The sequence below is a fragment of the Pseudomonadales bacterium genome (genome assembly GCA_013215025.1).
Lineage (GTDB): Bacteria > Pseudomonadota > Gammaproteobacteria > Pseudomonadales > DT-91 > DT-91.
In genome coordinates this window covers 1-22,995 of sequence record JABSRR010000001.1, presented here as the reverse complement: position 1 = coordinate 22,995, position 22,995 = coordinate 1, and the positions used below count along the sequence as shown (strand labels likewise).

The following is a 22,995-nucleotide window of genomic DNA, read 5'->3' as shown; positions in this document are numbered from 1 at the left end:
TTATATCTCAGGATCCACTATGAATAAATCGAGCAGTATTGTCACCGGTAATAATTACAGCCAGCCCAACCGTCCATGGCCCATACGGCTGTTCAATCAGCTCGGCAGGCTGACCGAAAACCTGGGGCTGTCGAATACTATTCAGCTTGAGCAGTTGTTAGCGCGGGCCAAAAAGAAGGCAGGGCTAAGTGATTTTGGTGACGAATGGTTTTTAGAGCCCCTACAAATACTTGTGGATGCGATTAATCGTGAGGCTCATCTTACCCCTTTGGGTAAACTGATTCAGCGCCAACGCTTAATTGATGCCCTGGTAGTGCGCCTTCGGGTTGAGCAATTGTATAAAGATCATCCTGAGATTGATGATATCGACTTTGGTAAAATTATTGTGATTGCTGGTTTGCAACGCACCGGCACCACGACTCTGCATCGTTTATTGGCGTCCGATCCTAAGATAAGATCGCTACTGTCTTGGGAGGCCCTTAACCCCGTGCCTTTACCTGATGAAACGCCTGGTCAGCCAGAGCAGCGAATAAAAAAAGCGCTGCAGGCTGAAAAAGGTTTAGCCTATCTGGCGCCGGAATTTTTTGCCATTCACCCGGTAGAGCATGACGCGCCAGAGGAAGATATTTTGTTACTTGACCTGTCTTTTATGAGTCAAGCGCCAGAAGCCACTTTGCATGTGCCAAGCTATGCTGCATGGCTAGAGCGTCAGGACCATACCAGGGCATACCAGTACCTGAGACGAGTGCTGAAAGTTTTACTATGGCAAAACCCAGCGCCGCATTGGGTATTAAAAACGCCGCACCATATGGAGTATCTTGATACCCTAATGGACGTGTTTCCTGAAGCCTTAGTGGTGCAAACGCATCGTGATCCGCAAAAAACAACCGGCTCGTTTTGTTCTATGGTAGCGCACGGGCGCGGGGTGTTTAGTGATGATGTCGACGCCAAAGAAGTTGCCGAGCACTGGGTCAAAAAAGTCGGTAAATTAATGCAAGACTCGATCAATGTGCGAGAAGCCCGTGGCGAGGCAAGATTTCTAGATGTCTCTTACTATGATTTATTGGCTGATCCAGAGCATGAGGTGCGGCGCATTTACGAATTTGCCGGGCTGGAGTATGACCAAACCGTGAGCGAGAAGTTGAACGCAACCAAGAATAAAAATGTGCAACATCGCTTTGGTCGACACCGTTACGATATTGCAGATTTCGGTTTAAGCAAAGAGTCGATTGAATCTGAGTATCAGTTTTATCGACAGCGATACGCTATTCCTCATGAATAGTCAGGCTTAACCCCGAGTTTTATTGTGAAAAGGATAAAAAATGTCATCAAATAAACAAGGCCCCAATGCAGTTGGTCACAACAGTGTTTTTTCGGCGGTGACCACCGCACTGTTTGATATGTTTAGCAATAAGGGACAGCTACCGCCCTTGGGTGATCAACGCATCGATGGCAAAACCTGTTTAGTGACCGGTGCCAATAGTGGACTTGGCAAAGCGGTAGCAATAGACCTCGCAAAGCGCGGTGGGCATGTGATCATGGCCTGTCGTAGCGGTATTCCTGAAGCTGGTGAGGATGTTAAGCGCTTATCAGGCAGTGACCAAGTAGAGATGATGCAAGTCGATCTCTCGGATATGCAAGCGGTAAGTGAATTTTGCGATAGTCTTCAGGCTCGCAATATTCAGTTAGATATTACGGTTATGAATGCTGGCCTAATGCCACTAAATTCAAGACACTCTGCTCAAGGCTATGAGCTGATGTTTGCGGTACACTTTCTCGCCAACCGACTTATGCTCAGCCGTATGGTTAGCGATGGTGTGATTGCGCAGCAGCCTGATAAGCCGCCTGCGCGGGTTATTTTTGTCTCCTCAGAGGCGCATCAATCCTCCGCGCCTATCGATTTCGATCAATTTGGCGCCTATGTCGAATATGGCCTAAAGGATGGTTTAAAACATTACGGCACGAGCAAGTTGCATCTAACGACTTTTGCTAATGAGCTATCGCGTAGGCTTAACCCTGATTACCAAAACGGCAGTGGAGAGGTCAATATTGCCGTGCATGCCTTATGTCCTGGGCCTATTGCCTCCAATATTGCCCGCGAATCACCGGGATTTTTAAGGCCAATTATTGGCCCTATTATGCGCCTGTTTTTTAATAGCCCAGAAGCAGCCGCTGCACCCATAATGCTGTTAGCGTGCGCAGAATCGATGGCCGATAAAACCGGTGTGTACTTACACATGATGCGCGAAAAGCCCTGTTCTGAATTGGCGGCTGACCCTGCTAACGGTCAACAATTGTGGGATAAAAGCGCCGCTCTGCTGAGCGAGTTTTTAGCCAATTAACCATTTTTATAGCTCTTTGTTTGGCTAATTTAAAGATCACTGTATGGATATTTCAGCACTCACAAAAATGACTCGCCACCTATTTCGGCTGATGTTTACCTCTCATCCGCGTGCTGCAGCATGTGACTTGTCGGGTAAGGTGATTATTGTTACTGGCGCCTCGCCAAACTCAGTTGGTTATGCGACGGCAAAACAACTGTTGATTTGGGGTGCAACCGTGGTGATAACAAGCCGTTCAGAAACAGAGCAAACGGCAGATACGCTTAGACAATCGCTTGACGCTCAGCTAGACAGTGGTGACGTAGTCGGGCATACGCTTGATCTTACCGATGTNGGCTCAGTGCAAAAATTTTGTCAGTGGTATCAGCAAAGGTTTGGCAATCAGCTTGATGTACTGATNAATAATGCTGGCATTCATCTGGATTTGTTAGGACAGTGGCAACAGCCTACATTGTCTGACGATGGGCATGAGATCCACTGGCGCACTAATTATTTAGGCACTGCGATGCTAACGCATTTGCTACTACCTTGTCTGAAACATACAGGGCTTGAGTTTGGCGAGGCAAGAGTAGTAAACGTGTCTTCGCATTTACACTGTAAGGGCCTGAATGCTGAATTTTTTGCGCCTCAGCGAGCGTATAATTCTTGGCAGGCCTATGGGCAGTCAAAGCTGGCCTTACTGCACCATGCTTTTGAGCTACAGAGGCTTTACGCTAAATCGCATAATATTCAAGCTTATAGCCTTCACCCAGGCTCGATAGCAACCGAGATCTCACACAAAGGCTTAGCGGACACTGGCTTTGTGCAGAAAATGCGCCAGTATTTAGCCCCTTTAGAAGCGATGATTTTGCTCAGTCCCGATGAGGGTGCGCAAACACAATTATTATGTGCAACGGCGTCTGATTTGCTAAGTGGGGGTTATTACCAGCGATGTGAATTAACTGAGGCGAGTAGCGAGGCCATGGATCATTCAGTCGCGCATCGTTTATGGTTAACCACAGAAAACTGGATAGCGCAGACCTTGGCTGATTCGCCTCATCCGAATGGCGAAGCGACTATTTTGCAAGGCCACGGCTGAAAGCAAAAGACAGTCGCAAAGCCATTAACAAAGACATTTAAAAAAATAAGAACAAAGATAAGAACAAGCGCAGATAAGAATGGGTGATCAAGATGTTTAATACACAGGTAAGATCGGTAACAGTCGATATCCAAGCCTCGCGAGAGCAAGTTTGGCAGATTCTTACTGACACTGCTCGCTATGCAGAATGGAACCCTTTTACCCCACAAATCGATGGTCGCTTGCTGCTTGGTGAAACCTTAGGCTTACACGTTAGAATGCCAAAGCGTGGCGATCGTGTGCAATATGAACAATTAGAAATTATGCAGCATGCAGAGGCAGAGTCTAGCAATTTAGCCTGGGGCATGCGTGTGCTAAGCCCATTACTTTTAAGAGCGCTGCGTGAGCAGATTATTATCAGTACCGGGCCGCATAGCTGTCAGTATTATTCGACAGACAGTTTTTCTGGCCTACTGTCGCCCCTGGTTTATCGATTATTTCAGCTAGATATTCAACAAGGCTTTGATGCCGTTGCGCATGCACTGAAGTCAAGAGCAGAATCAATGTAGTTGCTAGTAGCAATGTTGTTGATCATGGCTGCAGATTAACAGCGCTAGCGATCAGTCTTGCTTGAGCCTATGATAGGCATATGAAACAGTTACTATTAATTTGTCATTCGCAGTCAGGTCGCAATATGCGCTTAGCGCTGCATTGTTTAAACGCAGCTAAACAGTACGCTGAACAGCAGCTTGCTTTGGCTACGGACGAGTTTTCGATTAGTCTGTTACTTGCAGATGAGGCAGAAAGCCAAGATATTTTAGCGGCAGATGCGCTGATTCTTTTTTGCCCAGAAAATTTTGCCGCAGTTGCTGGGGGCATGAAAAGCTTATTCGACCGCTGTTTTTACCCATGGCTGGCGGCAATAGAGTCAACACAATCATCAGTAACAATGGCTAAACCTCAGGCAGCCAAGCCCTATCAAATTGTGATCGATAGCGGAAATGATGGAAGTTTTTGCCTGCAACAGTTAGAAAGAATTTTAACCGGTGTATCAGCTAAGGCCGTGCAGCCGGCCGTGATCTTGCATGCTGAACCAACGGCTGCAGACATTGCTGCGATGCATGAGCTCGGTCAGGGCTTTGTTGAGGCCTTACATCAGGGCATGTTTTAGTGTTTATATTATATTCGACCCTCGGGTGTCACCTGTGCGATCAAGCTGAGCAGCTGATTACGCCGCTTATGGCAGATTTTCAATTAAGTTGGCAGCGCTTAGATATTGCGGCGCCTGATCATAAGCTGTCAGATCAGTCCGCAGAGCAGTTGATTGCAAGGTTTGGTGAACAAATTCCGGTGTTAGGGGTAACGTTCAGTCAGCTAACGCTTGCTTGGCCTTTTGACCAAGCGGCCGTGTTGCAGTTTATTCAAGCGCTCATGCTTGAAGCTGAACGCGCCGAGCAGCAGGGAGATGCCTAATTGGCGCAGGTTACCGTCAGCCAATTGAGTATTTATCCGGTAAAATCACTAGGCGGGATTGATCTGCCGCATATGCGGTTTGATGATCTTGGGCCAATGTATGACCGTCGCTATATGCTGGTTAATGAGGCAGGAGAGTTTATTACTCAGCGTCAATACCCAATCTTAAGTCAGGTACATGTCTCTGCTACCAACCTGTCTGACTTGAGTGCCGGATTTAACGTCAGCATACCTGAGGCACCTGGCTCTTCAAGCCGTGAAAGTATTTTTTTAGCGGCCCATGGAGAGACCGATATATCTTCAGCTGTAGAGACTAGCGTATGGTCAGACACCTTTCAGGCTTACCAGCAGCAGCACCCTCTGGCTGATCATTTATCGCGTTATCTGCAACACAGGGTAAAGCTGTTGTTTATTTCATATAGCCAAGTGTTAACTCCGCGGCATGTTGACTCGCGATACACAGCTAAGCCGCAAGCGTTAGGTTTTGCTGATGGTTTTCCATCGCTTGTGTGTTATCAAACGTCCTTAGAGGCGCTCAATCATGCCTTGGACTTGCCGATTTCGATGCGGCGGTTTCGACCGAATATTGTAGTTGCGGCGGCGGGCGCGAATCAGCCTGAGGCATTCGCTGAAAATAACTGGCAACAATTAGCGAATGAGCAATTGAGATTAGAGTTAGTCAAGCCCTGCAGCCGCTGCGTGATGCCGACCATAGAGCCAAATAGCAGTAGCAAACAAGCAGCGGTATGGCAGGCATTAAAGCGCTTGAATAGCCTTAATGGCGAGGTGATTTTTGGTCAGAATGCACTGCAATCGGGTGCCAAGGTTTTACATTTGGCGGATCAGCTAAAGGTGATGCATTAGCCCTGCTGAGTGAGCGCGCTTTGCTAGGCGCGAGACTTTTACAGCGCTGGGCTGCTAGGCTTTTGCTCATGCCAAAACAAGGTTAACTTAAGGTCTTGCTGCATCGATGCAGGTAGTCGTTGTTGATAGTAATGACTAAAAGCTAAGATGCTTTGTACATACTTTCGCGTTTCTCGATAAGGAATCGTCGCTACCCAATGCGCCCAATCTTCGTCAACTTCACGTAGCGAAAGCCATTCATCAACTCGGTGAGGACCTGCATTATAGGCTGCTGTAGCGAGAATATAGTTTTGCTCATAACGATCCAGTAACTGCTTAACATAATAGCTACCAAGCATAATATTGAAGTCGGCATCTTTCAGCTTGGCAAAATCATAGTCAAGCTCGAGCTCACGACATAGCTGTTGCGCGGTTGCTGGCATTAGCTGCATCACGCCAGTGGCGCCTTTGCTAGAACGAATCAGCGGCGCAAAACCACTCTCTTGACGAGACATCGCGAGCAGCCAGCTGATATCGATACCGGTAGTGCTTGCTTGTTTACTGAAGCTATCAATAAAGGCGAGGGGGTATTGTTCGGCAATGGTTGCGCCAAAACTTCCGTTGACGATCGCGCGCAACATGCGCTCATGCCAGCCAAGTTGGTAGGCCAAGGCCGCAGTTTGACGCCACTGATCACGCGAGAGGCCTTTGCTGGCAGCGACCCATTCACGCAGGGCTTGTGAATAGTCATCCAGCAGTAATAGCTCAATTGACGCAGCGAAGCGGTCGGCAAAATTTGCATCAATAGGCCAATTGGCTAAGTCAACCGATTGATTAAAGCTGTGATCACGATGCACGTATTGAGCGGCCAATAAGCCGTAAAATCCGCGGCGGTAAGAGAGTGCTGAAAATTCCTGTTCGGCGGTGTTCAGCCATTGTTGACGCTGGGATAAACCATATTTTGCCTCATCTTGGCTGAGCCACCACAGTGACTTAGCATACCAGTAGCGCCATTCAGATTCTTTTCGCAGATTGGCATCAGCACGCTCGTAGGCCTGCTTAAAATCAAACCAGCGTTTCGCTTGAAGCGTGTAACGTAAGGTCTTTTTTTGAAAGCCGAAGCTATTATATTCTTTTTGCTCGGCCATCCAATCCAGTGCAGTCGCAGCATCAAACTTTGCGAAATACCAAGCACTTAATATTTTTAACTCTTGTCGATCTTTAGCTAGTAAGGGCACGCTGTCTTGATCTAACAGGCCGGCAAAAGACAAATGGTCAACTGCGGCGATTTTTTTCAGTAGCCGCTTATAGCTGGCACTGCTGATGCGGTTTGAGCCGCGATTATTATCTGCTTGAGTAAGCTGGATAAGCCAGAAATCGACAAATTTTTCCGCATCTAGCAAACGATTTGCCAGCATTTTTGACTCAGCTGATAATGACTCAAGTAAACGCTTGGCCAGACTATTATTATATTGCCGGTATGCCATTTCGAAACGTTGCCAGATGATGTCTTGGCTAAACCAGCGGCTGTTCTCGAACGTTTGCTCTAGCTGGCGACAGGCAGAGGGGAGTGTGGCACCACGTAACCAGAGTTGACGAATTTGATTGGCGAGGATGCTCTCTCGCTGTTCATCATTGGCGCCCGATAGACTAGCGCGAATCTCAAAGCAGCGATGACTTAAGCTATTATCGGCGGGTGTTTTAAACGCTTGGTAACGCTGCCACTGTGACTGTCGGCCAAGATACATCAGCCAATTTGCTCGCAGACGTTGACTGCTCAAATGCTTAGGGTAGCGCTGTAAAAAATCGCGAATCGCTTGGTCAGAAACTGTGCTGAAGCGCTGGCTCAAATATTGATATTCTAAATATGGCTGCAGCGGGTAGCCTTCAAGTTGCGATAAATAAGTTGCTAAATCAACATTCGGATCCTGCTTTACGGCTTTGCTGGCTAACTGATAAATCTCGCGTTGCTTAGCAAAACGCGAGCTGTACCATAGTTTATCGCGCGATTCAGCGCTGCTGTTGTTTTCAGTACTGATTGCATAAGCGCTGCTTACGTTCAGCAGCAGAGTGATAGATAAAAGTGGTGTTAATGATAATAGCGGTGCTAGTAAAGCCACCGATAACCAAGCCACCGATAACCAAGATAATAGCATCGCTGTTGGCGAAGGTTTTGACGTACATTTTGGCCTAAAAAGTGTGGTCGATGCACGCGCTGATAACTGCAAATTTCTATTCATTTCCATTGAATAAACCAAGCGCTTTGGCTAAAAAAACCATGCTGATGAACACTTTTGTTCAAATCAATGAATAAGAAGTGTCTCCCTGAACATATCTTATTATCAAGCTATGTTATATTAACTAGATTACGCTAATTTAGTCTGCCATGCATGCTATTTTATGGCTAAAACACATCCTATTTTTGATTTTGAATCGACATTCAGCGCAGTTTAAGAATACCCCCCTATGGCATTACTCCGATTAGACCAGGCGCAGCTCGCCTATGGCGACAACCCGCTACTTGACCACTTAGATTTAGCCATTGAAGCAGGCCAGCGGATTGGTCTGGTTGGCCGGAACGGTATGGGTAAATCTACCTTAATGCGGGTGTTGGCCGGAACCGAGAGCTTGGATGCAGGTGCCGCTGTGATTCAGAATGATGTGCAGGTGGTGTATTTAGAACAGGCCCTGCCTGAGCCCAATAACTTGAGCATATTCGACTATTTGATTCAGGGCTTAGGCGTATTAGGCGAGTGGCTGCAACGATTTGAACAGCTGACCCATGGCGAGCTAGATACACAAGGCCTGGCTGATTTAGATAAGGCCAGCAGTGAAATTGATCGCCTGCAGGGCTGGGATATTCAAAGTCGAATTTTTAGTGCAGTCGCTGATCTTGGTCTCGAACACGATACTGCGATGGCCGATTTATCCGGCGGTTGGCGCAAACGGGTCTCAATTGTTCGTGCTTTGTTAAACAATCCAGATGTATTGTTGCTGGATGAGCCAACCAACCATTTAGATATTCCTGCCATTGAGTGGCTGCAAAAGCAGCTGCTAGCGCAGAGCTGTGCTTTGGTGTTAATTACTCATGATCGACGATTTTTAGATCAAATGGCTAACCAGATATGGTGGTTAGACCGCGGCAAAATTATGACCTTTGTCGGTAACTACCAAAGCTTTTTACTTGGCAAAGAAAAATTTTTAGCCGACGAAGCTAAACAAAATGCGCTGTTTGATAAACGCCTGTCTGACGAAGAGAAATGGATTCGTCAGGGTATTAAGGCGCGCAGAACTCGCAACGAAGGCAGAGTGCGCGCGTTAAAGAAAATGCGCCAAGAGCGCCAAAGTCGTATTGATGTCAAAGGCAATGTGAGCATGCAAATCGATAGCGGCGAGCGCAGCGGAAAGCGCATCGTTGAAATGACGGATGTGAGCTTTGCTTATGAGGATAAAACTATCCTCAAGCCTTTTAATTTATTGGTTCAGCGCGGCGACAGAATAGGTTTAATCGGCAAAAACGGTGCCGGCAAATCAACCTTGATTAAATTGATATTAGCTCAACTTGAACCCTCAACAGGCACTATTATCGAAGGCAGTAATGTAAAAGTTGCATACTTCGACCAATTACGTGCACAGCTTAATGACGACGATACGGTATTTGATAGCCTGGCCCAAGGCCGTGACTATGTTGAGATTAATGGCAAAGAAAAGCACGTGATGAGCTATCTGAATGACTTTTTATTTGCCCCTCAACGGGTTCGTTCAAAAGTATCCTCATTGTCTGGCGGTGAGAAAAATCGTTTATTACTGGCGAAATTATTTTCCAAGCAAGCGAATGTGCTGGTGCTTGACGAGCCTACCAATGATTTAGATATTGAAACGCTTGAATTGCTTGAGGAGCTGCTGTGTGAATACTCTGGTACGGTGCTGCTAGCCTCTCACGACAGAGAGTTTGTTGATCAAATTGTATCCTCAACTTTATATATTGATGACACCGGTGAGCTTTTTAACTACGTTGGTGGCTTTGACGACTTACAGCGCCAGCATGGTAAGCTCTGGCTAAAGCCAGCTGAGATCCTAGCTGATGCCGAGCAGCATGCTGCTAATCAAGTAACAGAGCCTTCTAGCCAAGATGTAGCAAGGGCAGAGCCCTTGCGTGTCGATCCCTCGCCGACAAAAAAACTCAGCTATAAACTGCAGCGCGAACTGGATGCCATGCCTGATATGATTGCCGATAAAGAAGCATTAATTGCCACTTTAGAGGCAACAATGGCAGAGCCTGGTTTTTTTGAGCAAGCACATGAGCAAGTCAGTGCTATTACTGCGCAGTTAAGCTCTGAGCAGCAGGCACTCGAGGCGTTATATCAGCGTTGGGATGAGCTAGAGGCCATGTAGCCAAAGCCAGTCAGCAGCTTACTTAGTCGCTAATGACTGACTTAAGGCGCGTACCATCAGCCAGTAAGCCAACGCCGCATTCAAAAGCGGTTTGCAGGCAGTTGTCGACAATTGCCTGCATAATTTCTTGGTCCCAGCCATTTATCCAGTCTGCGTGTGCACTATGTCCACCCGGCAATGCAGGATTCATATCGGACGATAAGCGCCAATCAGAGGACGCTCCAGTGTCTTCAGTGACATAGATACTGAAGTTATATGAAATTTCCGGGATCGCAATGGGATGACTATCTGGGCATTCGCCGGTACCCGTTTGCGGCGCAGTTGCTTCGCTTGGGTAAGCCATATGCGCTTGGTGGTCTGCAGAGTCTAGGTTTTCGCCATCCCAGCATTGTGGAAAGACGATGCGCATTTCGACTATATCATCAAGCGGGCAGTCTGGGATATAAGCCACATGGTCTAAAGGGTCGCCAGCATCAAACCATACTTGCTCTGAAGTCCAGCTTGCACAGCGAAATTTTACGACTTGTGTTGATTGCAAACTATCCGGCATGGCTTGCCCAGCGATCATGCGTAAATTAGCGGGTGGTGCTTGAATCGTCTCGGCTGCAAGGTGGTAGCCAGTTTTATAATAAAATAGTGGTTCTATATAAGGTATGCGCTCGCCATAGGCATCATATAGTGCTGGCACCCAATAAGCTGAACGGTTTAGCCGTATACCATCGCAGCTACTGCTTTCGATTTGCTGCAAATTATCGATAGTAGTGAAGGCATCAACACTCGGATTGCCAAAAAACACATGGTAATGACTGGCACCTGGCTGATTAGGGTATAGCAGTGGGTCATCAAAACTTTTATGAGATTCTAGGCAATGCGTTCTAAAAGCACCGCTTCCGTCATCGCGGAGACCAAACTCTTCATTTGAGAGAACCAAGCCAGGTTTTAAAGCAGACCCCGGTTCGACTTGGCTGCTGTTGTTTGATGTTGTATCGCAGGCTGCTAAAAAGCTCAGCAAGACGGACAACAGCAGAACTGCTGTTACACTATGACTAGTTTGTTCAGGCTTAAATGTATGTTGCATAGTTATACCCTCAAACATAGCTTAAAACATCGCTTAAAAAGCGTCTTGGCTGAGGCCATGTTGCCGTGCTTTGGCAGTTTTGACAAATCGTTCAAACATAGGATATGTGTCTTCGATGTCAAGCCGCTGATTGTCTGATCGTGCAATGGCGATATTTTCAGCATTCACTGTAATCGGCTCTGACACTTATCGCTGTAGTACAAAAAACCTGATTTTTTTTGAGTGTATTTTTTAATGCTCTATGTTGTTGATTTTACTGTTAAAAAATGACGGTTTTCATCATGATTACAAAGCCTAGTAAAAAAAATAGTGCTTGACCTGAAAAAAACTAAGCACTATAAGTTCACGCCCTGAGGCATTTCAAAGCCAATAAACAGAACTGATAGCGTGGTTTTGACCGTAAAAAAGGGCAAAACTCAGACACATTGATTTTTTTATAGACAGGTTTTTATGGGTAAGTCACTGGTTATTGTCGAGTCACCTGCGAAAGCAAAAACAATCAATAAATATTTAGGCAACGACTTCGTGGTCAAATCTAGCGTTGGCCATATTCGTGATTTGCCGACTTCTGGCGGCCAAAAAGCCCCGGTTGATGCCAAAGCCAGAGCGGCAGAGGCGGCTAAAACCCGTAAAATGGCGCCAGAGAAAAAAGCCGCATACAAGCGCCAGAAAGCACATGCGCAGCTGGTTAAACGAATGGGTATTGACCCAGAGCATGGCTGGAAGCCGAATTATCAAATCCTGCCCGGTAAAGAGAAAGTCGTTGCTGAGCTAAAACGTCTGGCTAAAGATGCCGATACCATTTATCTCGCAACGGATTTAGATCGCGAAGGAGAGGCTATTGCCTGGCATTTGCAGGAGGCGATTGGCGGTGATCAACAGCGCTATCGTCGAGTAGTATTTAACGAAATCACCAAGTCAGCAATTCAGGGTGCCTTTGAGCAACCTGGCCAGTTAGATATTGACTTAGTTAACGCACAGCAAGCGCGACGCTTTTTAGACCGTGTCGTGGGTTTTATGGTCTCGCCACTTTTATGGGCAAAAGTTGCCCGCGGTCTTTCTGCCGGTCGAGTACAATCGGTCGCGGTAAAACTCGTGGTAGAGCGAGAAAAAGAAATTCGCGCATTTATACCCGAAGAATATTGGGAATTAAAAGCGGACACTCTAACGGCACAGCAGCAGCCGCTGGCCTTAGAAGTAAAAAAACAGGCAGGTGAAGCCTTTCGGCCCGGCAATGAGTCGGCGATGCAGACGGTGCTTGAAAGCTTAAAGAACGCTGATTACTCGATTGTAAAACGCGAAGATAAGCCAACCAAATCTCGCCCTTCAGCCCCCTATATCACATCCACTTTACAGCAGGCAGCCAGCACACGTCTGGGTTACTCAGTGAAGAAGACCATGATGATGGCGCAACGCTTATACGAAGCTGGCTACATCACTTATATGCGGACCGATTCAACCAATTTGTCTGCCGAAGCAGTTGCAAATGCGCGCGATTATATTGGGCAGCAGTTCGGTGCTAAATATGTGCCTGACAGCCCACGAGTTTACGGCGCGAAAGAGAATGCTCAAGAGGCTCACGAAGCCATTCGTCCCTCGAGTGTTTCGGTTAAATCGACCCAGCTTACTGGCATGGAGCGCGACGCTGAACGTTTATACGAATTGATTTGGCGACAGTTCTTAGCCTGTCAAATGAGCGATGCACAATACCTTTCGACCTCGATCGTGGTGGCTGCAGGTGAGTTTGAATTGCGCACGCGCGGGCGTGTTGTGAAATTTGATGGCTTTACCCGAGTGCAGCCACCGGCGAGTAAAAAAGACGATGACCAAGTCTTACCTGATGTAAGACAAGGTGAAGTGTTACAGCTGTCGCAATTACATCCTAGCCAACATTTTACTAAACCGACGGCACGGTATTCTGAAGCTGCATTAGTGAAAGAGCTAGAGAAACAGGGCATTGGTAGACCGTCAACTTATGCCGCTATTATTTCAACCATTCAAGATCGCGGTTATGTGCGTTTAGAAAACCGTCGCTTTTATGCCGAGAAAATGGGTGAGATCGTCACCGAGCGCCTGTCTGAAAGTTTCCCTGACTTTATGGATTATGCCTTTACCGCCAGAATGGAAGACACACTCGACGAGGTTGCTGAAGGTGATCGCGATTGGCAGCAAGAATTAGATAGTTTTTACCGTAACTTTTCGAGTTTATTGCAAAAAGCCGAATCTGAAGACGAGCAGGGCATGCGCCCGAATGATCCAACGATGACCGATATCGCATGTCATTTATGCGGTCGACCAATGCAGGTAAGAACCGCCAGCACAGGCGTGTTTTTGGGCTGTTCGGGTTATGCACTGCCGCCCAAAGAGCGCTGTAAAGGTACGCTTAATTTAATACCTGGTGATGAGGCAGTTGATGTAGATGCGGATGAAAACGCGGAGTCATTACAGCTATTAAAAAAACATCGCTGCCCTAAATGCAATGCATCCATGAACAGCTACCTAATCGATGAACACCGCAAGTTGCATATCTGCGGTAATAACCCAGACTGCGACGGCTTTGAGGTTGAGGCTGGCCAATTTAAGATTAAAGGCTACGATGGCCCGGTGCTAGAGTGTGATAAATGCGGCAGTGATATGCAGCTTAAGTCTGGACGCTTTGGTAAATACTTTGGCTGCACCAATGAAAGTTGTAAGAACACGCGAAAATTACTTAAAAATGGCGAAGCAGCTCCGCCAAAAATGGACCCAGTGCCGATGCCAGAACTAGCCTGTCAGAAGGTTGATGACAGCTATATATTGCGTGACGGTGCTTCAGGTATGTTTTTAGCGGCGAGCCAGTTCCCCAAAAATCGAGAAACGCGCGCCCCGTTTGTGCATGAATTAGTGCCGCATCGCGACGAGATTGACCCTAAATACCACTTTTTAGTCGATGGCCCCGCCGTCGACAATAAAGGTATTGCTACCCAGGTGCGCTATAGTCGCAAGACCAAAGAGCAATACCTGATGAGTGAAGATAAGCAGGGCAAGCCAACCGGCTGGCGCGCCTTTTATCAGCAAGGTGAATGGCAAATAGAGTTGCCAAAGCCAAAGAAAAAAGCGGCGGCAAAAAAGAAGCCTGCTGCAAAAAAGAAGCCTGCGGCGAAGAAAAAGTCAGCCTCTAAACAGAGTGCTTAAGTATGAGTGCGAATATCGCCTCACTGGTTAACCAGCAACTCTACCACTGTGAGTTGCTACTAAAGCAACTTGATCAGCTTGACCAGCAGTCGTTTGATTTTAGAGCGTCACATCAGGCCTTATTAAATGCAGCTTTATATGCGAGTTTCTTAGCTTATCGGGGATTTCTTCAAGAGCTGGCTGAATCATGTCAGCTTCAGATTAGGCCAACGGTGTTGGCCGAGCTAGTGCAGGCGCTCGAGCATGAGTCACGCTCACATGCCTGCGTTGCCAATCTTCAAAGCTTGATTGATCAGCCCGACTCATGGCTGCAGCAACTTCTTAACGCAGAGCAGCAACTGTTCGAGCAGGCGCCGAGCCAGCGCAAAGCTGCGGCTAACCCACAGCTTATTGCGCTAAGCGTTAATCGCTCGATTGATGCGCCTGAGATAAGAGAATTGAATCAGACGCTGAAGCAATTTATTGCCTTGCAGCGCGAGTTTTTACAAGAGTGGTAGCTTACCGCGTAAGCTAATAGCTGGGCTTGAGCCAAGCTTGAAAGCCATGCTGAAAGCGCTTATGCTGGGCTAATCTAAAATACCAACACAGCAAAGGTTTGCACTAGTTTCATGGCGAAAGTTATTGCGGTATACAATATCAAAGGCGGCGTAGGGAAAACGACTTCTGCTGTTAATCTGGCCTATTTAGCAGCGCAGGCGGGGTTTAAAACCTTACTTTGGGATATGGATCATCAAGCCGCAGCGGGTTTTTTTCTGGCCAATGATTCAGCGCTCAAAGGTGGGCTTAACGGCATGATGAAAGATGCTGCACTGCCGGTCAGCAAACGGTCAATAAGTGCCAAAATTGTAGCCACTGATTATCAACACTTAGATCTATTACCCTCGGATATTTCAATGCGGCTGTTGGATGTCAAAACCGCGGAGGCACGCGGTAGCAATAGCGTCATCAAGAAAATGCTCGAACCGCTTCAAGCCAGTTATGACTATATCTTTGTTGATTGTGCGCCCGGGCTTACTGTAGCTAACGTATCACTTATGCATGCAGCAGACTTAGTATTGGTGCCTGTGATTCCAACTGTGTTGTCGGTTCGCATGTTGGAACAGCTGAATGATTTTGTAAAGCAGGATATTCACGCAAAAAACGCTGTGAAAACACCCAAGTTGCGCGCATTTTTCACTATGATGGATGGCAGGAAACTGATGCACAAGTCGATTTATGAGCAGCTCTGCGTGAAGAAGAAAACGATTGTGCTGCCGATCAGCATTCCCTACCAATCAAGTACCGAAAAAATGGCGCAGCATCAAAAGCCATTGGCTGAATTTGCTGGCTCTTCGACGGCGGCATTGGCTTATGATGCATTATGGGCCTCAATCAAGCGCATGCGTTTTTGACAACCTTAATCAATCTTAACCCTAGCTGGGGTTAAAAGCTGATACATTCCCTTCTTTTTTCAGAATAAGATTTTCCTATGTCTGCTGCCCAATCGTCGCCGCAAACCAATCCGTTTGTTCATCTTGGTCGATACTTACTACGCTACCCGAAAACTGCCCTAAGCTTGATCATTCTACAAATGTTGATCTTAATGTCAGCCTTGCCACGCATGACAGTCGATACCAGTGCCGAGGGTTTTCTCTACGATAATGCTGAACCAATTGTTCGTTATGATGCGTTTCGTCAAGAGTTTGGCCGTGACGAATTTTTTGTTGTCGCCATCACCGGTGTAGACGTGTTTAGTTTAGCTTTTTTAGAAAAGCTTGAAATGTTACATCGCCGCTTGGAGCAGCGGCTCGATAAGCTGCAGAAAGTAGAGTCATTGGTGAACGTGCGCAGTATTTATGGCGAAGGTGACGATCTGATTGCAGAAGAATTATTAGAAACCATGCCGGTTGACGCTGCCGAAGTCGCGATCATTAAGCAGCGTGTGCAAGCCAAGCCTGTGTATTATGACCGACTCATTAATCGTGATGAAACTGCCGTGGCGGTTATGGTGAAGCTTATTCCCTTTGTGCAAACTGGCTTCGAAGATGGCGAGGCCGTTTATGAGAATCTCTCTGAAGAGGAAATATACGCGGCCTACAATGATATTTTAGCGATTGTCGCTGAAGTGGAAGATCAGTTTCCTGAAAATAGTCTGCATGTTGGCGGTACCCAAGCGATTGGTAGCTATATGGGAACCGTGTTGCAGAAAGACTTTGGTCAGTTTACGGCGGTGGCCTTGCTGATGGTGATGGTGTTTCTTTGGACGCTTTTTAGACGGGTTTCCGGAGTATTGATTCCGATTATGGTGATGATTATTGGCATTGTTAGCTGTATCTCGTTGATGGTATGGATGGGCTTTCCGATGCAAATCACCTCGTCGATTTTACCCAGCTTTTTGCTCGCTGTCTGTGTAGGTGACTCGGTGCATCTGCTGTCGATTTTTTATCATCAGTATGACTCGGGTGACAGTAAAGAAGGCGCAATTTTACATGCGCTTGAGCATACCGGTACGGCAGTATTATTTACCACCTTAACGACAGCGGCGGGCTTGTTAACCTTTGCAACCTCTGAAATTCGTCCAGTTGCTAGTTTAGGTTTATTTGCTGCCATAGGCTCGGTGGTGGCTTTTTCCACAACCATATTGTTAATTCCGGTATTGCTAAAATTATTTTCGATTAAGCACAAGCAGTTGGGTGATGGTCAAAGTGCCGAAGACTTTGACCCTACCCATATGAATCAAAATTCGCCGATTTATAAATTCACCCAAGCCTGTATATTTTTGGCGGCGAATCACCCAAAGAAAATCAGCGCTTTTGCGGTATCGCTTATGGTCGCTGCCTGCCTCATCGTGCCGCAAATTCGCTTTGCGCAAGACGCACTGGAATGGTTCCCAGACGACACTCCGACTAAACTGGCGGTTCAAACGATTGAGCGAGAGATTACCGGCTCGTTACCGTTTGAAATCATGATTGATAGTGGTGAAAAACAAGGTGTTTTGGATCCAGCCTTTCTGCAACGTTTAGATGATTGGGTTGAAAGTTTAAAAACGACTACATTAAATGGGGTTGACGTTGTTACTGCAAGCGGCCTAACAACCTTGATTAAAGAAACGCACCAAGCGATGCATAATAATTCACTGGATGAGTATCGCGTTCCCAATGATCGAGAATTAATCGCGCAAGAATTGCTGTTGATTGAATTAGATCAAGCGGATGATTTATTTCAATTTACTAATAAAGAATTCAGTAAGACTCGGGTCACCATTATTATGCCCTGGGGCGACTCCATCTTATTTGCGCAAATGCAAAAGGAATTAGAACAGCATTATGCTGATGCGATGGGTGATATGTTAGACGACTATCCGATTCAAATCACAGGTGTAATTCCGGTGTTTTCAAAAATGTTCACCTCGATGATAAGCTCTGCTGCTACATCCTATTTTTTCGCATTCGCCGTAATCTGTATCATGATGATAACCTTATTGCGCAGCCCAATTGACGGCTTAATCAGCATGATTCCGAATTTATTGCCTATTTTGCTGGTATTGAGCTTTATGACCATTGTCGATATTCCGCTGGATGTCTTCACCGTATTGATTGGATCGATTGCGCTGGGGCTTTGTGTGGATGACACTGTGCACTTTATGCATGGCTTTAAGTCGGCTTATAAAAAACACGGCGATACATTGCTTGCGATTGAGCAGACTTTATTTTCTACCGGCAAGGCGATGTTGATAACTACGGTTGTATTAGTCTTTGGTTTTTTAACCTTCACATTATCAGAACTGAAGAATATGGATTTGTTCGGTGTGCTCACAGCGGCCTGTATTTTTATGGCCCTATTGGCAGATTTCTTAATTGCGCCAGCACTGATGATTGTTCGCTACGGCATTAAAACCAACGACTAATTTGCTTTAGCGTGATAATCGCGCAATCGGTATGGCATACGCCTTACCCCAGTTTTTGCCAGTCAGCCATAGCCGCTGACTGCGCTGATCGAAAGCGATTCCGTTAGCAACACCATCTTTTTGATGACGCTCGACTAATACGCTGATGTCAATTTTCTCTGCCTGCTGTTGCTGCTTATTTGCATCTAAGCTTACCCGATAAATAAAATGACTTTGCCACTGGTTAAACCAGAGTTGATCGTGAATATATTCCAGCTCATTGACTGCTGTAATGGGTTTACGATCCCAGTAAAGTTGATAAACGCGTGTCGCAGCAGAGAGTGCAGCTGAGGGTTTTGAAGAAAACGCTGCAAACGTTTTTTTAGACGATTGAGCCGGCAATAAAATTGGATAAAGTTGATCATGTTGGTAATGAAATACTTGATGACTACCATCTGATAGCAGCACACCATTACGACCATCATCGCTTAACCCCCACAATTCTTCATGTGCAGTTAAGATATTTGCGGTAGGGCTGAATACATCGCTGTCGAGCATAATGATTGACTGACTTTTCCATGTTAACAGCATTAGCTGCTGCTGCAGCAAGGCGATACCCTCGGCAAATAACTTGGCTGGCAGGGTGTAGCGGCCTTCTAGGCTAAGCTTTTCTTGCTGGAAAGCATATCGGTATACCGCTGACTGACCGTAGCGGCCGCAAGATAGGTAAAGTTGGTCATGCCGAATTAAAAATCCTTGAGTAAAACAACGTTTAGGTAGACTGATTTCAGCGACAATATCATCAGCTGTTAAATGCCATATCTTGGAAAACGCATTGTCAGCACTAACATGATTACTAAAACTCAGTAGAGCAAAAGAATATGCTATGCCTAGATGCAAAAAAGCAAAATAATAGTTTAGTCGCGGCAGGATATCTTTCACTGGTTACGTTTTAGTTGCTTAATTGCAAACCGAGCAGGGTGTAGTTTTGCCAGAAGCCTATGCTCAATCGGCATGACAGACTGACGAATATATTGTTCAATGATCCATGCACAATATGGCGCACTAGTGTATCCGCGTGAGCCAAAGCCAATATTGATGAATAAACCCGTTTGGTTTTTCATTGCATTTGGAATAAACGCTTTTGCATTTTTGCGGTACAGCGCAAATTGTTCAACTAGCGATGAGCTATCGGGCACTGGCCCAGTGATTGGCATATAGTCCTTGCTGGTGCAGCGAAAGCCTACACGAGCCGCAGATTCCCCAAGCTGATGTTTATTTTCTGCAATAGCTTCAGCTGTAAAGCTGGGTAAGTAATGCCGCAGCTTTGCCATATTATAATTAGATGACTGCTCGCAGATCTGTGCTGAGTCATTCGCTAAGTCATAACTGGCGCCAAAATGATATTGATGAGTAACAGCAGTAGATTGACGGGGTGGGGTGATATATCCCTGATGACAGATCACGGCTTGTAGAGCCTGATGCCTAGCTGAATTAATAGTTAACTGGTCAATCTGGCCGCGAATGGTTTTGATGTCTAGTGTTTGATCAGGCAATAGATCTACCGCTGCTGCAGCGTTACAAATAACCACAATATCTGCTTCTGCCTCGTTTTTTGTCTCTTTCTCTAACGCTAACTTTACAGCTGAATCTGCATTGTTATAAGCATTAGCATTAGCTATGGTGGCAGTATGATCGCTGCTGTCAGATGTATAAGTTAGCCGCCAACGCTTTGTAATCGTGTTAGATGCGCTGAGCTTGGTCACAGTAGTATTGGTATGTAAAACAATATTCTCATGCGATAAGTAAAGCGCTGCTAATTCGGCCGGTCGAATATAGCCTAGCTTCGGGTAATACAAACAATCATGATGCAGCGTTGTGCCAGCAACTTTACTCGCCTGCTCCGCTGGTATCCATTGACAGAGCTTGTTAAAAAGCTGATCAAGGTGCTTAGCCTGGTTTTGATCGTCTGCGTCGATGCATTGTAGTAAGCCACAAAAATGCGCTGGTTGCTGGTGGTGATGTTTCTGACTCAACTGATTAAGTTGCTGGTAATGGCGCATAGCATATTGCAAGCTGTTGAGGTTGAACTGCGCAAAGTCGCTTAGATGAGGTGATAGTTTTGGAAATAATACCGCTTCAGGGTTGCCAGAAGCAGCAGACATGGCTTTTGCGTTAGATTCGTAGACGGTAACTTGATAGCCTGAGCAAGCCAGCTGGAAAGCACAGCTGAGTCCTGCTATGCCGGCACCTATAATCGCCACCTTGCTTTGCTTTGGCGATATTATAGCTTCGTCGTCGGTTTGGTAGTGTGACCAAAAGTCACCGAATTTACTCGCCTGCGAGGATGCAGCTAATGCTGGGGAAATCTCTGGTATGCCGTAAAACTGCCCGATTAAGCGTTCGCGTTTATTGCCAAAGCCAGGCGCCTTGCGCACCTCAAAGCCGTATTTTTTTAGCCCGCGCTTCACAAAGCCTGCGGCTGTAAACGTTGCAAAGCTGGTGTTGCGCGAACTCAATTTGGCCATCAATTCAAACACCGTGTCTGACCACATGGCCGGATTTTTAGCAGGTGCAAAGCCATCTAAATACCAGGCATTAACTGATTGTTTGGCATGACGACGCACTGACGGGTGCTGATTAACCAGCATTTCGCTAAATGCCGCCTTTACATCTCCAAAGAAGATACTCAATTGAATATTAATACCCAATGGCGCAAAGTCGATCGTATGCCAGCCTTTGAAAGGCATCGGATATAAGTCGATTAGCGACTGACTGAGCGGATTAAGGCTGGGCCAAAAGTTAAGCGCATGCTGCAGATCTTCTGGTTTAAGTGGGTGCGCCTCTACAGAGATAAAGTGCAGCTGTGATTGATGCGCTGACTGCGAAGTCTGCAGACTGTTGAGCCAAAGTTGCGCGGTTTTTAAAAAATTTAGCCCGGTGCCGAAGCCGGTCTCGGCAATGGTAAATATCTCACCTTGTTGTTGTGCGGTTTTAAATCGCTGGCTTAAATTATTGCCGTCGATAAATACATAGTCTATTTCAGCCAGTGCATTCTGCTGGCTAAAATAGACGTCATCATAGGCACTAGCCATCGGCGTAGCGCCCAATTGCCAGTCAAGCTTGGGGTGAGTTAAACGCCACTGATATAAAGAGTGCTCGGTCAAGCGTAACTTACGTCAAACTAACGCTGGGTAGGCTAGGGGCTTCTAAGCTTATTTTTTCGTTCGGTGCAATGACTGTTGCGGTGCCTTTGGCAACCGTTTTGCCTGATTGATTTTTACAGTCACAGGCCAAGGTCACAATCGCTTTGTCTTCGCGAATAGCTTCAACGGTTAATTCGACGGTAATCGTATCGCCAATAAATACCGGCGCTTTAAATTTAATTTCTTGTCCAAGATATATGGTGCCTGGCCCTGGTAATTCCATGGCAAGTGCTGCCGATACCAATGAACCAGTGTACATGCCGTGAGCTATCTGCTGACCAAACTGTGTATTTGCCGCGAAATCTGCATCAAGATGAACGGGATTGGCATCGCCAGAGACGATGGCGAATAATTGCACATCTTGCTCGGTACAGGTTTTGCTAAAGCTTGCTGTATCGCCAATGGCGATTTCGGTAATGGGTTTATTGGTGATAGTCGGCATGAGTGAACCTTAGATAGAGTAAACAAAGAGAAAGCATTTTAGCTAAGAACGCGATAAGTCTCTAGTCAGAGATTTTTCGGTTTGTTAGGATGATTAAAAAAGGAGAAATTTATGAGCACGACGGGTTGGGTTTTACTCATTTTACTGATTATCTTCGCAGTAATGTTGATAAATATGTTTAACCGCTTGGTGGCATTGAAAAATCAGTTTGCTAATGCATTTTCACAAATTGATGTTCAGCTTAAGCGACGTTATGACCTTATCCCCAATTTGGTTGAAACTGCAAAAGCTTATATGCAGCACGAGCGAGAAACTCTTGAAGCTGTTATTGCTGCTCGTAATGCTGCTGCCACAGGGCTCAATCAGGCTGAGGCAACCAGCGCAGCGGATATCGGCCAATTAAATCGTGCTGAGTCGAAGTTAACCGCTGCCCTAGGCCGCTTTAACATGGTAGTAGAGCAATACCCTGACTTGAAAGCGGATACGCAGATGCTGCAGTTAACAGAGGAGTTATCCAGCACTGAAAATAAAGTGGCTTTTGCACGCCAGGCTTATAATGACTCAGTTATGAGCTACAATACCTATCGACAATCCTTTCCACAAAATTTCCTAGCCTCTTTTTTTGGTCACAACCAAGATGCACAACTATTAGAGTTTGAGGATAAAGCTGAAATAAAAGCTGCGCCTAAAGTTAGTTTTTAAACTTTCTATGCGTCAGTAATGAATTTTTTTCAACACCAAGAACAAGCGCTGCGCAATAGTAAGCGCTTGATCTATTTATTTATATTAGCCGTGATTTGCTTAGTATTTTTGAGTAATTTGATCATGCTGCTGTTGCCGATTAATGTACCTGAGCTCAGCTTTGTGATTGGAGGTTACTCAACTATTGCGCATTGCATCAGTGAAGCCTCGCCTGATTGTCATTGGTTAAGCCTGATAAATTGGCGCAATGTGTTCTATCTCAGCACTGTAATTGTGTTAATCATAGCAAGCGGATCATTTTATAAATATCGTCAAATATCAGTTGGGGGAAAAGCGGTAGCTGAATATATGGGTGCTGAAAAAGTGCCTCTCAACACCCGAACTTATCTCGATAAACGCTTGCTAAATATAGTGCAAG

19 protein-coding genes are annotated in these 22,995 nt (G+C 46.1%); 14 read left to right on the top strand and 5 right to left on the bottom strand.

Annotation, left to right across the window (positions count from 1 at the left end):
- Nucleotides 1–19: 19 nt before the first annotated feature.
- The 7 genes from HRU21_00095 to HRU21_00065 all read left to right on the top strand — a co-directional run bounded on the left by HRU21_00095 (nucleotide 20) and on the right by HRU21_00065 (nucleotide 5,736).
- Nucleotides 20–1,282, top strand: coding sequence for a sulfotransferase (locus HRU21_00095; GenBank protein ID NRA40681.1), 1,263 nt, complete (start codon nucleotides 20–22; stop codon nucleotides 1,280–1,282).
- Nucleotides 1,283–1,322: 40 nt separating this feature from the next.
- The gene (locus HRU21_00090; protein NRA40680.1) at nucleotides 1,323–2,342 is read left to right on the top strand and encodes an SDR family NAD(P)-dependent oxidoreductase; all 1,020 of its coding nucleotides are present in this window, start codon (nucleotides 1,323–1,325) and stop codon (nucleotides 2,340–2,342) included.
- A gap of 43 nt (nucleotides 2,343–2,385) precedes the next feature.
- A complete protein-coding gene (locus tag HRU21_00085) occupies nucleotides 2,386–3,420 on the top strand; it encodes an SDR family NAD(P)-dependent oxidoreductase (GenBank protein NRA40679.1) in 1,035 nt (344 codons plus the stop codon).
- Nucleotides 3,421–3,512: 92 nt separating this feature from the next.
- Nucleotides 3,513–3,968 carry an SRPBCC domain-containing protein gene (locus HRU21_00080; GenBank protein NRA40678.1) on the top strand — a complete coding sequence of 152 codons (456 nt, stop codon included), beginning with the start codon at nucleotides 3,513–3,515 and terminating at the stop codon, nucleotides 3,966–3,968.
- 80 nt (nucleotides 3,969–4,048) lie between these two features.
- Entirely contained in the window at nucleotides 4,049–4,570 is a 522-nt protein-coding gene (locus HRU21_00075) for an NAD(P)H-dependent oxidoreductase (protein NRA40677.1), read from the top strand.
- On the top strand, nucleotides 4,570–4,872 hold the full coding sequence (locus tag HRU21_00070; GenBank protein ID NRA40676.1) for a glutaredoxin family protein: 303 nt from the start codon (nucleotides 4,570–4,572) through the stop codon (nucleotides 4,870–4,872). Before HRU21_00075 ends, HRU21_00070 begins: the two co-directional genes overlap by 1 nt.
- Nucleotides 4,873–5,736, top strand: a complete 864-nt coding sequence (locus tag HRU21_00065; GenBank protein NRA40675.1) for an MOSC N-terminal beta barrel domain-containing protein — start codon at nucleotides 4,873–4,875, stop codon at nucleotides 5,734–5,736. It begins immediately after the preceding gene.
- A 38-nt stretch (nucleotides 5,737–5,774) separates the two neighbouring features.
- Here the strand turns inward: HRU21_00065 and HRU21_00060 are convergent, their stop codons facing one another.
- Entirely contained in the window at nucleotides 5,775–7,961 is a 2,187-nt protein-coding gene (locus HRU21_00060) for a lytic transglycosylase domain-containing protein (GenBank protein NRA40674.1), read from the bottom strand.
- Between the two features lie 220 nt (nucleotides 7,962–8,181).
- Here HRU21_00060 and HRU21_00055 point away from each other — a divergent pair, with 220 nt between their 5' ends.
- Nucleotides 8,182–10,110, top strand: a complete 1,929-nt coding sequence (locus HRU21_00055; GenBank protein ID NRA40673.1) for an ATP-binding cassette domain-containing protein — start codon at nucleotides 8,182–8,184, stop codon at nucleotides 10,108–10,110.
- Nucleotides 10,111–10,132: 22 nt separating this feature from the next.
- Here the strand turns inward: HRU21_00055 and HRU21_00050 are convergent, their stop codons facing one another.
- The gene (locus HRU21_00050; GenBank protein ID NRA40672.1) at nucleotides 10,133–11,188 is read right to left on the bottom strand and encodes a DUF1996 domain-containing protein; all 1,056 of its coding nucleotides are present in this window, start codon (nucleotides 11,186–11,188) and stop codon (nucleotides 10,133–10,135) included.
- 450 nt (nucleotides 11,189–11,638) lie between these two features.
- On the opposite strand from HRU21_00050, the gene topA reads away from it, so the two are divergent.
- The 4 genes from topA to HRU21_00030 all read left to right on the top strand — a co-directional run bounded on the left by topA (nucleotide 11,639) and on the right by HRU21_00030 (nucleotide 18,248).
- Nucleotides 11,639–14,362 (top strand): type I DNA topoisomerase, encoded by a 2,724-nt coding sequence (gene topA, locus HRU21_00045; GenBank protein NRA40671.1) that lies wholly within the window; start codon nucleotides 11,639–11,641, stop codon nucleotides 14,360–14,362.
- Between the two features lie 2 nt (nucleotides 14,363–14,364).
- Complete coding sequence (locus tag HRU21_00040) at nucleotides 14,365–14,859, top strand: hypothetical protein (GenBank protein NRA40670.1); 495 nt, start codon at nucleotides 14,365–14,367, stop codon at nucleotides 14,857–14,859.
- 111 nt (nucleotides 14,860–14,970) lie between these two features.
- A complete protein-coding gene (locus HRU21_00035; protein NRA40669.1) occupies nucleotides 14,971–15,753 on the top strand; it encodes an AAA family ATPase in 783 nt (260 codons plus the stop codon).
- A 77-nt stretch (nucleotides 15,754–15,830) separates the two neighbouring features.
- The gene (locus HRU21_00030; GenBank protein NRA40668.1) at nucleotides 15,831–18,248 is read left to right on the top strand and encodes an MMPL family transporter; all 2,418 of its coding nucleotides are present in this window, start codon (nucleotides 15,831–15,833) and stop codon (nucleotides 18,246–18,248) included.
- A 6-nt stretch (nucleotides 18,249–18,254) separates the two neighbouring features.
- On the opposite strand, the gene HRU21_00025 is transcribed toward HRU21_00030, so the two are convergent.
- Genes HRU21_00025 through HRU21_00015 form a run of 3 tightly spaced genes read right to left on the bottom strand, consistent with a single transcriptional unit; the run spans nucleotide 18,255 to nucleotide 21,875 of the window.
- Nucleotides 18,255–19,169, bottom strand: coding sequence for a glutaminyl-peptide cyclotransferase (locus tag HRU21_00025; GenBank protein NRA40667.1), 915 nt, complete (start codon nucleotides 19,167–19,169; stop codon nucleotides 18,255–18,257).
- A complete protein-coding gene (gene mnmC / locus HRU21_00020) occupies nucleotides 19,166–21,394 on the bottom strand; it encodes an FAD-dependent 5-carboxymethylaminomethyl-2-thiouridine(34) oxidoreductase MnmC (GenBank protein ID NRA40666.1) in 2,229 nt (742 codons plus the stop codon). Before mnmC ends, HRU21_00025 begins: the two co-directional genes overlap by 4 nt.
- Nucleotides 21,395–21,401: 7 nt before the next feature.
- A complete protein-coding gene (locus HRU21_00015) occupies nucleotides 21,402–21,875 on the bottom strand; it encodes a MaoC family dehydratase (protein NRA40665.1) in 474 nt (157 codons plus the stop codon).
- A gap of 111 nt (nucleotides 21,876–21,986) precedes the next feature.
- On the opposite strand from HRU21_00015, the gene HRU21_00010 reads away from it, so the two are divergent.
- Together HRU21_00010 and HRU21_00005 are read left to right on the top strand one after the other, a co-directional pair.
- Nucleotides 21,987–22,577, top strand: a complete 591-nt coding sequence (locus HRU21_00010; GenBank protein NRA40664.1) for a LemA family protein — start codon at nucleotides 21,987–21,989, stop codon at nucleotides 22,575–22,577.
- Nucleotides 22,578–22,595: 18 nt separating this feature from the next.
- A partial coding sequence (locus HRU21_00005) for a hypothetical protein (GenBank protein ID NRA40663.1) occupies nucleotides 22,596–22,995 on the top strand: 400 nt, incomplete at its 3' end.